Origin of the sequence: Mucilaginibacter sp. SJ (assembly GCF_028993635.1) — a bacterium.
Taxonomy (GTDB): Bacteria; Bacteroidota; Bacteroidia; order Sphingobacteriales; family Sphingobacteriaceae; genus Mucilaginibacter.
In genome coordinates, this window is the sequence record NZ_CP118631.1 from 2,699,388 (window position 1) to 2,712,091 (window position 12,704).

Consider the following 12,704-nt stretch of genomic DNA (forward strand, 5'->3'; position numbering starts at 1 on the left):
CGATGGCAGGGGTGTGTTGTGCAAGCGATAAGTAACATGCTTGAGAAACACACCCCTACACCCCTCTCAAGAGGGGAATCGCACGGGGCCTCGCTTTTGAAAAAATCAGAAAAGACAGTTCCCCTCTTGAGAGGAGGCGCGAAGGGATAGCGTGATGGCAGGGGTGTGTTATGCAAGCGATAAGTAACATGCTTGAGAAACACACCCCTCCCCCCCTCTCAAGAGGGGAATCGCACAGGGCAACGCTTTTGAACAAATCAAAAAAGAAAGCTCCCCTCTTGAGAGGGGGCGCGAAGGATAGTGCGATAGCAGGGGTGTGTTATACAAGCGATAAGCTCAGCAAATGAAGAAACACACCCCTACACCCCTCTCAAGAGGGGAATCGCACAGGGCCTTTTAATTATTTTTAATATTGAGCAATATGCCCCGCACAATCATTTCATACAATCCCCGGTTAAAAGAGCTGGCCCGGAAATTAAGGAATGACAGCACAATTGGCGAAATATTGCTTTGGAAAGAGTTAAAAGGCAAACAAGGTTATGGATATGATTTCCATCGCCAAAAGCCTCTGTTAAATTATATTGTAGATTTCTATTGTTTCGAACTAAATTTGATAATAGAGATCGATGGTCAATATCATAACCACGAAGAGACATATAAACTGGATTTGATACGTGAGCAAGAACTCGAAAAATACGATTTAACAATTATCCGTTTTACTGAACTGGAAGTAAGAAAAGACATGTTCAACGTTTTAAGAACAATTGAGCAACATATAGAGAAATTTAAAAACAACGAAGTAGATCACACCTCTTACCCCTTTCAAGAGGGTAGCCGAATATCATGAAAAAATATTTATCTTTAGTAACCTTTGCCCATACCATCTTCGCCATGCCGTTTGCATTTATCGGCTTCTTTTTGGCAGTAACTACAACCCAGTATCATTTCGACTGGCTAAAGCTGGTTTTGATGGTTTTATGTATGGTATTTGCCCGTAATTCGGCAATGGCCTTTAACCGCTACCTTGACAGGGATATCGACATTCAAAACCCACGTACCAAACAGCGCGATATCCCAGCCGGCCGGATCAGCCCAAAAGCTGCTTTAACATTTGTTATTATCAACTGCCTGCTGTTTATTACAGCTACCTGGTTCATCAACAGGCTTTGTTTCTTTTTATCGCCGGTAGCTTTATTTGTGGTAATGGGCTACAGCGCAACCAAACGTTTTACCGCGCTCTGCCATCTGGTATTAGGATTGGGTTTATCGCTTGCCCCTATCGGCGCTTATTTAGTGGTTACCGGTCAGTTTGCTATTACACCCATATTCTTTTCACTATCCGTACTTTGCTGGGTAAGCGGCTTTGATATTATTTACGCCCTGCAGGATGAAGATTTTGACCGAAGCCAAAACCTGCACTCTATCCCGGCGTACTTAGGTAAAGTGAACGCCTTAAGACTCTCCACGTTTTTACATGTGCTTTCGGCCGTTTTCATTATGATGCCGGCATTTGAAACTCAGGTAGGCTTCCTGTACTACATTGGTATCGCGTTTTTTTGCGCCATGCTTGTTTACCAGCACTTGCTTGTAAAACCAAACGACCTGAGCCGCGTTAACTTTGCTTTTATGACTACCAATGGCATTGCCAGCGTAGTATTTGCTGTATTGTTTTTGCTCGACAGGATATGGATTCACTAACCGCCCTCCAAAAGTTTCGGCAGTATTTTGAAAGATATGTTCCGCTTATCGACGGAGAGTGGCTGGCTTTATCGCAATATCTAACGGTAGATGCCTTAAAAAAGAAAAGGTTTTATGTAGAAGCCGGTAAAGTGTGCGATCATATCGGCCTTGTGGTAAAAGGATCCGTGCGCTATTACCACGTTAAAGACGGCGAGGAAATAACCGGCTATTTCAGCTTTGAAGATGAGATGTTAAGCTCATACAAAAGTTTCCTCACCCGTACCCCGGCAGCAAATTATATCCAGGCGCTTGAAGATTCGGTAATTGTGAATTTAAGCCACAAAAATCTGAAAGAAGCTTGCATGAATGAGCTGCTCGGTTTTAAGATGGAGCGTTTTGGAAGATTAACAGCCGAACACTATCTCATCTGTTACGAAGAACGTATTACTTCCTTTATCACCCAATCGCCCGAAGAGCGTTACAGCGATCTTTTACAAACAGGTGGCGAAGCATTATACCGCATCCCCCAGCATTATATTGCCAATTATTTAGGGATTACCCCGGTTTCGCTCTCGCGGATCAGGAGAAGGATCATGAAAATAAGCGCTTAAACCTCACCCCAACCCTCTCCAAAGGAGAGGGAGTAAAAACATAAATTTTAAAGTCCTCTCCTTTGGAGAGGATTTAGGAGAGGTCAATTCCTTATCTTTTGTTAACGTTTTGATTTACAAAGGGCACCTACCTTTGTTATACACAAAACGAAAAAAGTCATGCATACTATATTAGGAGCCGGCGGTCCGGTAGCAAACATCCTCACCAAAGAATTAATCAACCATAACGAAACCATCCGTTTAGTTAGCCGCAAACCGGTTAACACTACTAACGATAAAGTAACCTGGCAAAAAGCCGATCTGCTTAATTACGATGAAGTACTTGCGGCAGCAAAAGGATCGACAGTAATTTATCTCGTTGCCGGCCTGGTTTATGATAAAGACATCTGGTGGGCGCAATGGCCGGTGATCATGCAGAATGTGATCAATGTTACCAAAGCCACCGGTGCCCGCTTAATATTTTTTGATAACGTTTACATGTACGGGCTGGTTAACGGCACTATGACCGAGGATACTCCCTACAAACCCAATAGCGCCAAGGGCGAGGTTCGTGCAGCAATTGCCGAAATGCTGATGAACGAGGTTAAAGCCGGAAACATCCGCGCCACTATTGCCCGCGCTCCCGATTTTTATGGCACCGACTCAACCAATAGCTTCATTGATATGCTGGTATTGAGCAACTACGCCAAAAAACAAAACGCCAAATGGATTGGCGATCCTAATTGTAAACACAATTTTATTTATGTGCCCGATGCGGGTAAAGCCATGTTTTTGCTTGGACAAAATCCGGATAGCGACAACCAGATATGGCACCTCCCTACTCCGCCTGCCATCACCGGTAAACAGTTTTTAACTATTACCGCCGGGGTTTATCGGGTTGAGCCCAAATATTCACGCCTTAACAAGGTGATGCTTTGGCTGGCCGGTTTGTTTAAAAAAGTGATCATGAGCACCGTGGAGATGTATTACCAGTACGATCACGATTATATTTTCGACAGCAGCAAATTTGAAAAAGCGTTCAACTTTAAACCAACAAGCTATGAGGATGCGATAACTGAGATATCGAAAACGCTTCATAAGTCTTAAGTCAAAAGCCTTTAGTCTTAAGTTTTTTTAATTTATTAAAGTCCGCGAGTTGCTGTTGCTCCTTGCGGACTTTTTACTTTTCTTTTATCAAATAAAACACATTTAAACGTGTATTATTTGCACTTCTCCAACCATAATCTGCACATTTGCAAATACGCATATCTGCACATCTAAAAATCATGATCCACAAAAAAACGAGAACATATATCCCGGCTTCCCTTGATATTAAATGGGAAACCCTTGAACCTTTTTATAAAGAATTATTAGATCGTCCAATTCACTCAGTTGAAGAATTGGAGAAATGGCTGCGCGATAAAAGTGAGCTGGAAGCAGCTTTGGAAGAAGATTTCGCATGGCGCTATATCCGCATGACCTGCGATACCACCAGCGAAGACCTGCTTCAAAAGTTCCAGTACTTCGCTACCGAAATTGAGCCTAAAATTGCTCCATATAGTAACGAACTAAACAAAAAGCTGGTGGCCAGCGAATATGTAGATAAACTGGACGGCGAGAAATATTTTGTATTCCTCCGCGCTGTAAAAAAAGCGCTTGAACTTTTCCGCGAGGAAAACATCCCGGTACAAACAGAGATCCAGGTGGAGCAGCAAAAGTATCAATCTACCACCGGCGCAATGTCGGTTCATATCGATGATAAAGAGTTTACTTTAGAACAAGCTTCTGTATTTTTAAAAGGTACCGACCGTGTCAAACGCCAGGAAGTTTGGGAAAAGATCACCAGCCGCCGTTTACAGGATAAAGACAAACTCGATGAACTTTTCGACCATTTGCGCAAGCTTCGTCATACTGTAGCAACAAACGCCAATTTTGAAAACTTCCGCGATTATATGTTCCAGGCGCTTGGCCGTTTCGATTATACCCCGCAGGATTGTTATGCTTTTCATGCAGCCATCGAAACTGAGATTGTTCCAATCCTCAGGGCACAAGCCGAAAAACGCCGCGAAGCTTTAGGTTTATCTGTCCTTAAACCCTGGGATATGGACGTAGATATTTCAGGTAAACCAGCCCTCAAACCATTCCAAAATGGTGATGACCTGATCGAAAAATCTATCCAGTGCTTCAGCAATATCAACCGCTATTTAGGCGAGCGTTTGGAGATCATGAAAGATAACGGCCTGTTTGATGTGGAAAGCCGTAAGGGCAAAGCCCCGGGTGGTTACAACTATCCGCTGGCCGAAACAGGTGCGCCGTTTATTTTCATGAACTCGGCCAATACCTTCCGCGATTTAACTACTATGGTACATGAAGGCGGTCACGCGGTGCACACTTTCCTTACTGCCGATCTGGAACTGAATGATTTTAAACATTGCCCATCCGAAGTTGCCGAATTAGCCTCCATGTCGATGGAGCTGATATCGATGGATAACTGGAATGTGTATTTTGATAACGAAGAGGATCTTAAACGCGCCAAACGCGACCAATTGGTTGATGTACTGAAAACCCTGCCCTGGGTGGCTGTGGTCGATCAGTTTCAGCACTGGATCTATACCAACCCCGCCCATACCGATGCCGACCGTACAACCGCCTGGATCGAGATCTTTGAACCATTCGGCGCAGGCTTTGCCGATTGGAGCGAACATCGCGAAGCATTAGCAAATCTTTGGCAAAAACAGTTGCACATCTTCGAGGTGCCATTTTACTATATCGAATACGGCATGGCCCAGTTAGGAGCTATAGCTGTATGGAAAAACTACAAAGAAAATCCTGAAAAGGGCTTGCAGCTGTATCTTAATGCCCTTAAACTCGGTTATACCAAAACCATTAAAGAGATTTACGAAACCGCCGGCATCAAGTTTGATTTCAGCGCGACTTATGTAAAAGAGTTGGCCGAGTTTGTTAAAGCTGAACTGGATAAGTTGAATTAAAATTTTCTCCCATAAACAACAAAAGCGCCAAATGGCGCTTTTGTTGTTTTATAAAATCTGCCGCGGGTTTAGCGTAGCGTAACCCGTGGTTAGCTATGGTTAAAGCTTTCAGCTTAACCGCTTGGGCTGAAAGCCCAATTATGAATTACCACAGGTTACGCTTCGCTAAACCTGCGGCAGTTAATTTTACCCCAATACCCTATTATACAACTCCCAATAATCCTTCACCATTTTATCGCTCGAAAACTGCGAATTTGCCCAGTCGTAACAATCAGCCCTGCTAATCTGATCGAGCCAGTCAACTGCTTCGGCGGCTTCATCAACCGTATTAACCAAAAAGCCGGTCTGTGCGTTTTTGATTAATTCTGGCATCGAGCCGCGGTTAAAAGCTATGACCGGCGTACCGCACAGCATTGCTTCAGCCACGCTCAGGCCAAAAGGTTCATCAAAGCTAATGGGATGCAACAGTGCATAAGCTCTGCCTAAAAGTTCCTGCCTTTTATCAGGCCCGGCATGGCCTACATACTCCACATCGGCACAAAGCAATGGTTCTATCTTTTCCTTAAAGTACTTGGTATCCTGAACTATACCGGCTATAAGCAATTTTCGTTTACTTTTCCTGGCGATATCGATAGCTTCGGCGGTCCCTTTATCGGGATGGATGCGACCGAAGTACAACAGGTAATCATCCGGCTGCTCATAAAACTGAAAATCACGGGTATCGACGCCGTTGTATACCGTGGCTAAATAATCAAGTTCTGGACTACGGTCGGCATTGCTGATGGAAACGTAGTGCCCCCGGCTATTATATTTTTTATAAACCGGGATGATCTTTGATGATGAAAACCCATGAATGGTAGTGATCAGCGGCGTTTTAATCAGGCCCGAGTATGTGAGCGGCAAAAAATCAAAATTATTATGAATGATGTCGAACTGATCGGCCTTTTCCATCAGGTTACTGATATGCAGGCATTCCAGCACTTTGGCATCCTGTGTTCTGTCTTCCTCATAACCCGTATCACAAATAGCATCAAGTTTACCCGCCGTTATCGAATCACCCGTAGCGAAGAGGGTTGCCTCCGCGCCCATTTTGATGATCCCTTCGGTTATGTTTGATGCTATCTGCTCCCAGGGCCCGTAGTGCCTGGGCGGTGTGCGCCAGGCAACAGGGGCTAATACAGCTACCTTCATTTAACAGATCTGCATTTTCTGACCATATTTATTGTACTCGTATTCCAGCTCAAAAGCTTTCAACACCGTAAGGTGCGATATCAAATAAGCCAGTGTACTTTCGGCTCCCTGGTTACGGTTAATACCACTGGGCAATAAGCCATCGCAGCAACCTTTGGTTTCATGGTCATACAACGGCGCCCGCAAAGTATTTTCGCCCAGAAACCACTTATAGCTCAGGAACATTTTTTCGATATACTGCGGTATCCTGAAGATCTGGTATGCCTGGAAATGCATCAACACCATAGCCATGGTTTCAATAGCCTGCTGATCAAACGTAGGGAATGTACCGCCACGGTAATACCAGCCATCGTTACCAACAGGACTTAAATACCCGTTTGATAAAGTAAGCTGATCAAGGAAAGCCATGGTTGCCAAAGCTATTTTCCTGGCCTCTTCATTACCGGTGATCTCGCATGAGTGCAGTAAGGCCAACGGAAGAATAGCGTTATCGTAAGTCATCTTTTCCTCAAACCATTGCCAATCATCAGACTGGGTGTTGTTATAAGCATCAATCAATGGCTGGGTGAGGTTGGCTAATATTTTAACCATACCCTCATCTGTAGGATAAACCTGCAGGTAAAGACTGATACCAATTATAGTATTGGCCACACCCCTTAAATGTTTCAGCGCTGAAAAATGCGGCACCGATTTATGGAAGATCTCCAGGGCGAATTCACGGTATGAATTGCTGGCCGCGCAGCCAATCAAATGGCCAAGGGCCCAAATGGTGCGGCCAAATGAATCTTCCGACCCAACCTCGTCCAGGTAGCGCCTGTCAAAACTCAGGAAGTTGCGGAAATTACCATCATCTGTTTGCATATAGTGAATATAGCTCAGGTAAATGGGGAGCAGTTCAAATGCTTCACGGCTTCCGTTGCGTTGGTAGGCCATCAGCGCCATAATGAGCGCACGGGCATTATCATCCAAACAATACCCTTCTTTTAAATTCGGGATCCCGTATTTGGCATGTTGTACAATCCCGGTATCATCGGTTAGCCGCAGTACGTGGGTTAAGCTGAATTTCGGCAAGATCTCCGGGTCAACGATGCTGTTGCGCAGAATTTTATCGCTGAAATCAAAACGTACCAGTGATTCCCGGGCCACTTTAATAAATTCGGCACCGATAACCGGCCAGCGTAAATGCAGGCCATATTGGTAAGCGTTTTCTTTCAGTTCGTTCAGCACACGGTCCTGATCAAGCAATTCAATAACGGTATCGGCCAGCGCTTCCGAATTTTTAAAATCAAATAACCTGCCGCGCTTTTCGGCCAGCAATTCGGTAGCATGCCAGTATGGGGTTGATACCACAGCCGCGCCTGCACCTACCGCGTATGATAACGTGCCGCTGGTGATCTGTGCTTCGTTTAAATATGGTGTTACATAAATTTCGCAAGCTGTTAAATAATTTACCAATTCCTCTTCCGACACAAACTTGGCAATAAATGCCAGGTTCTTCGAAACCCCTAACTGCGCCGCAAGCGATTTCAAATGATCACGATATTCTTCGCCCGAGCTTTTGATAACCCCGGGATGTGTATTACCTAATACCACGTACATCACATCAGGGTGTTTCTCTACGATCTTGGGCAATGCTTTTATCACGGTTTCCAAACCTTTGTTGCGGCTTAGCAAACCAAAGGTCAACATCACCCTTTTGTTTTTAAAAGACGACAAGCTTTTAACCGGGTTTTCGGCAGGGGCTTCCACATCAGGTACGCCATGCTCTATGATCTGGATCTTATCGGCAGGGATCTCATAAATATCGGTCAGGAAATCTACAGCGCGTTTGCTCATCACCACAACTTTTGATGATTGCTCAGCAATTTCGCGGATAATGATGCGCTGCACATAACTCGGGTCTTTCAATACCGTATGTAAAATGGATATCAGCGGCTTTTCAAGACGATTGATCAGCGGTAAAATATAAATGCCGCTTTCGCCGCCGTAAATACCAAACTCATGCTCCATGATACACACATCGGCATTACTGGTGTTGATATAATTGGCCGCACGGATATAATCTTTCTGGTGATTTTGGCGAATAATATATTTTACCTCCTCCGGATATTCATACTCCTGCAGGTTTTCAGAATCATTGAGCGCTACAACGAAGCCATTTTGTGCTAAGGTGTGCCTTTCAGGAAAATTTGAACTGATGGCACGCATCAAATTATTATTAAATGTTGCAAGACCGCATTCGCGGGGGGGATAGGTTGATATATATGCTATTTTCATATGTAGATTGTGTATAGATGCTTTGATAGTCGTTTTACAACATTTAATTAATTGTAAAAGCAGGGTGACCTTAAAAAGATGCATCAGTGACCTTATTTATTGCCTTTAGAACACCGAAAGCATTGTTTTTATAGGCATTGCTATAAATACACAAACCATACCAATTTAACTCAAACTATAATCCATAAGAATCATGGAGGGGTTGTAACAGGCAATTTACAGGGAAGAATAGCGCAGGATCGCCCCGCCACCCAACGTCGATGCGCTTGCCGGCCATCTCTGCTTCGCAAAACAGGGAAAAAAATACTTGTTGGCATTTCGATAGCGCAGTAGTGGGATTGCGCGTTAGGCGAAAGAGAAACCCCATACGCCATCGAGGCTGGATTTGCATGGTTTCTGTTCGCAGAGGATTTCTCCCCATTCGACAAGGAGGAATGTTATATTTTTATTTACAGGTGTAGAAATCAATTGCTTCTATGATCACCCCACAAGCTTTCCTGATCTCGTCATGGGTAATGATCAAAGGAGGCGCCAAACGCATAGAGTTGCTGCAATGTAAAAACCAATCGGTTATTACACCATTTTCGATACAACGGTCAATTATCTTTTTATTAAGGTCGAAGTTTTCCAATTCGATGGCCATCATGAGGCCTTTGCCCCGTATCTGTTGCATAGCCGGGTTTACAAGCAAATCCCGAAACAAAGCTTCCTTTTCAGCTACGCCGGATACCAGGTTATTATCCAACAAAAACTCCAATGCGGCCAAACCCGCCGCGCAGCATACCGGGTGCCCGCCAAAGGTAGTGATATGACCAAGGATTGGGTTTTCCTTCAAGGCATCCATGATCTGGTTTGATGAAATAAATGCCCCTATCGGCATTCCACCGCCTAAAGCTTTTGCCAGTAACAGGATATCTGGTACGATACCAAAATGCTCAAACGCGAAAAGCTTTCCTGTGCGTCCAAACGCCGCTTGGATCTCATCCAGGATCAACAGCGTACCGGTTTCGGTACAACGGGCTCGTAAAGCCTGCACATATGCAAGATCCGGCACACGGATGCCGGCCTCACCCTGGATGGTTTCGATAATCACGCAGGCGGTTTCTTCAGTTATCAGCATAAGATCTTCCGGGTTATTAAAACGGATAAAATTTACGCCCGGTAATAAAGGACGATAAGCCTGTTTAAACTCCTCATTGCCCATAACACTCAATGCGCCATGTGTGCTGCCATGATATGAGTTAAGACAAGCCACAACCTGCTGCCTGCCTGTAAAACGCTTGGCAAGCTTTAATGTCCCCTCAACGGCCTCGGCACCCGAGTTGGTAAAATATACTGATTGGAGAGGTGCCGGTAATACCGAAACAAGCTTTTCGGCAAAGCGCACCTGCGGGGTTTGTACATATTCGCCGTACACCATCAGGTGCATATATTTATCAACCTGCTGCTTTATCGCATCAATAACATAACGATTGCTATGCCCAAGACTGCTTACCCCGATGCCCGATATCAGGTCGATATAGGCTTTGCCCTCCGCATTGTACATATAAATACCTTCGGCACGCTCAAATTCAAGCAATAAAGGAAAATTAGTGGTTTGCGCGTTATTGGCTAAAAAAAGCTGGCGAAGAGTAGACATAGCAATTAGTGAATTAATGAGTTAGTGAATTAGTGATTGCCTAATCGTCGCAAAATTCAACATTTCGTTCAATAAGCCACAAATAAAAAAGCGAACTTAAAATTCGCTAATTAAATAATTCACTAAATCACTAATTAATTCCCCGCTCTTTCGCTGCGTTCGCTGAGTTGTTTGATGAGTTCGTCGTTAAACTCCTGTTCGCTTTTGTACAGGATACTCACCTTTTCGGGCGGAAGGATCTTGGCAAAAGAATCGCGGTAGCGTTTACGGATCCCAACCAGCTGGCTTTCGTAATAAATTTCCTTATCTATTTGCTCGGTGCCGTTGGTTGATGAAGTGGAGTTATTTAAACGCTTCAGAATGCGCACAGCAGTAAGCTCCTGCTGGTACTGATTATAAAGCGGCCAGAATTTGTTAGCCTCTTCATCAGTAAGATCAAGCTGGCGGCTGATATACCTGTTACGGGCAGCCTCAAGTCTTTTACCCATAGCGCCCTTTTTGTTGCCATTAGGGCGTACCGGGTTAAGCTGGGGCCTTGAGGGCGTTTGAGCCGGAACAAAGCGGTTAACCTGTCCTACAGCTTCATAGCCTATTGCCATAACAAATAACACAATACAAATATGCCTGATCAATTTACTCATTAAATTTTTTCCTCTGTTTAATTATCTATATAATCCGACAGATCTTCGTCTGCATTACTTGTGTTGCTTTTTTGATTAGCATCTATCAGTGTACGGGTGTCACTTGCGTCCATGTGTAACTGAAGATAGTTTTTTATTTCATCAACCGGCACCGATGATACCTGCTCATGCAAGTAAGAATGATTATGATCCGGCGCCTGGATATCTCCCCTGAAAATAACACCTACACCTAATATCAAAGCAAAGCAGGCCGCTGTAGCATACCTGATGGTAGGCGACAACCAAAGCCTCCTCACCATACTTTTGTTCTGTACAGGTTTAGTTTTGTTAATGCTTACAACATTATCAAACTCCTGCTCCTCTTCAACTTCTGCATTAACAGTTTTATCCAGGATACGCTGGTTAAGCTGATTAAAGTAATCTATCGGTACAACAAAGCCTTCGTGCTCAGCATTCACTGCTTCCTCAACTGCTATACGGCTTTGAATGTTGACGCTTAGTTCCTCAAAATAATTTTCAGGAACAGTAAACCCTTCATCACCCATAACCTCCTCAACCGCTATACGGCTTTGGATGTTGCTGCTCAGTTCATCAAAGTAGTTTTCGGGTACGGTGAAGCCTTCATCAGCCAGGTTCATGGCCTCCTCCACCACTATGCGGCTTTGGATATTGCTGCTTAGTTCGTCAAAATAGTTTTCGGGCACCGTGAAACCCTCACCCGCATCCATGGCTTCATCAACCACAATACGGCTTTGAATGTTGCTGCTCAGCTCATCAAAATAATTTTCGGGAACGGTAAACCCCGAATCACCGGCGCTAAAAGCACGTTCAATATTTATACGGCTCCGGATATTGCTATTTAACTCGTCGAAGTAATTTTCGGGTACCGTGTACCCTGCAGATGGATAGTTCTTTAATCCCTCAAGCCTTATGCGTGTTGTTATGTGCTGCGCTAACTCTTGGAAATAGCCATCAGGCACTGTGAACGGGTTAGTTTTGCTAACCTGTTTCAGCGCGATGAAATCATCCAGCCATTCCCTATTGTCCATATCGCTTTTCATACACAACTATAGATTGGTATAGTGCTAAAAGGTTTAACGTAAATTAAAAAATTAATCCCTGCCAAGCAAATGGGCTTCTATCTTCTTGACTGCCAGGTGAAAAGAAGCCTTTAAAGCCCCCACACTGGTACCCAAAACCTGCGACATTTCTTCATACTTCATGTCTTCATAATATTTCATATTGAAAACAAGCCGTTGTTTTTCGGGCAGGGTAAGCAATGCTTCCTGTAGCTTACGCTGCGCCGCATCGCCGTTAAAATAGGTTGAGTCGGCCAGTGTATCGGCCAGCTCATAAGCAACATCATCCAACGAAACATTATTTTTTTGTTTTTTCTTATTCAAAAAAGTAATGCATTCGTTGGATGCTATCCTGTACATCCAGGTGTACAGTTGCGCGTCGTTTCTGAAACCGGCCAGGTTTTTCCAAACCTTTACAAAAACATCCTGAACCAGATCATCAGCATCGTCATGATCAACAACCATGCGCCTGATGTGCCAGTATATTTTTTGCTGGTATTTTTTCAACAACAGGTTAAATGCCTCATTCCGGGTTTTTTCGTCCTGAAACTTGCTTAATATCTCTGAATCTTCAACCTGTACCGACATTTTTAGAATTTTATTAATGTTAAAGGTTT

General features: G+C 44.0%; 11 protein-coding genes. 5 read left to right on the top strand and 6 right to left on the bottom strand.

Features of this window, described 5'->3' with window-relative positions; translation table 11 throughout:
- Window positions 1-421 precede the first annotated feature (421 nt).
- The 5 genes from MusilaSJ_RS10755 (at window position 422) to MusilaSJ_RS10775 (ending at window position 5,260) form a co-directional block, all read left to right on the top strand.
- Window positions 422-847, top strand: coding sequence for an endonuclease domain-containing protein (locus MusilaSJ_RS10755; protein WP_274989971.1), 426 nt, complete (start codon window positions 422-424; stop codon window positions 845-847).
- On the top strand, window positions 844-1,698 hold the full coding sequence (locus MusilaSJ_RS10760; RefSeq protein WP_090531948.1) for a UbiA-like polyprenyltransferase: 855 nt from the start codon (window positions 844-846) through the stop codon (window positions 1,696-1,698). The genes MusilaSJ_RS10755 and MusilaSJ_RS10760 overlap by 4 nt, the downstream gene beginning before the upstream one ends.
- Window positions 1,686-2,291, top strand: a complete 606-nt coding sequence (locus MusilaSJ_RS10765; RefSeq protein WP_274989972.1) for a Crp/Fnr family transcriptional regulator — start codon at window positions 1,686-1,688, stop codon at window positions 2,289-2,291. The genes MusilaSJ_RS10760 and MusilaSJ_RS10765 overlap by 13 nt, the downstream gene beginning before the upstream one ends.
- Before the next feature lie 159 nt (window positions 2,292-2,450).
- Window positions 2,451-3,377 (top strand): NAD-dependent epimerase/dehydratase family protein, encoded by a 927-nt coding sequence (locus tag MusilaSJ_RS10770; RefSeq protein WP_274989973.1) that lies wholly within the window; start codon window positions 2,451-2,453, stop codon window positions 3,375-3,377.
- A 179-nt stretch (window positions 3,378-3,556) separates the two neighbouring features.
- Window positions 3,557-5,260, top strand: coding sequence for a M3 family oligoendopeptidase (locus tag MusilaSJ_RS10775; RefSeq protein WP_274989974.1), 1,704 nt, complete (start codon window positions 3,557-3,559; stop codon window positions 5,258-5,260).
- A gap of 186 nt (window positions 5,261-5,446) precedes the next feature.
- Here MusilaSJ_RS10775 and MusilaSJ_RS10780 read toward each other — a convergent pair whose 3' ends face one another.
- From MusilaSJ_RS10780 to MusilaSJ_RS10805, 6 genes are all read right to left on the bottom strand, one after another.
- Window positions 5,447-6,451: a glycosyltransferase family 4 protein gene (locus MusilaSJ_RS10780; RefSeq protein ID WP_274989975.1), complete on the bottom strand. Its 1,005-nt coding sequence runs from the start codon at window positions 6,449-6,451 to the stop codon at window positions 5,447-5,449.
- On the bottom strand, window positions 6,452-8,728 hold the full coding sequence (locus tag MusilaSJ_RS10785) for a glycosyltransferase family 4 protein (RefSeq protein WP_274989976.1): 2,277 nt from the start codon (window positions 8,726-8,728) through the stop codon (window positions 6,452-6,454). It lies immediately after the preceding gene.
- Window positions 8,729-9,173: 445 nt separating this feature from the next.
- Window positions 9,174-10,367 carry an aspartate aminotransferase family protein gene (locus MusilaSJ_RS10790; protein WP_274989977.1) on the bottom strand — a complete coding sequence of 398 codons (1,194 nt, stop codon included), beginning with the start codon at window positions 10,365-10,367 and terminating at the stop codon, window positions 9,174-9,176.
- Between the two features lie 134 nt (window positions 10,368-10,501).
- Window positions 10,502-11,008: a hypothetical protein gene (locus tag MusilaSJ_RS10795; protein ID WP_274989978.1), complete on the bottom strand. Its 507-nt coding sequence runs from the start codon at window positions 11,006-11,008 to the stop codon at window positions 10,502-10,504.
- A gap of 17 nt (window positions 11,009-11,025) precedes the next feature.
- Complete coding sequence (locus MusilaSJ_RS10800) at window positions 11,026-12,069, bottom strand: hypothetical protein (RefSeq protein WP_274989979.1); 1,044 nt, start codon at window positions 12,067-12,069, stop codon at window positions 11,026-11,028.
- Window positions 12,070-12,120: 51 nt separating this feature from the next.
- The gene (locus MusilaSJ_RS10805; protein WP_090531966.1) at window positions 12,121-12,675 is read right to left on the bottom strand and encodes an RNA polymerase sigma factor; all 555 of its coding nucleotides are present in this window, start codon (window positions 12,673-12,675) and stop codon (window positions 12,121-12,123) included.
- Between the last annotated feature and the right edge of the window lie 29 nt (window positions 12,676-12,704).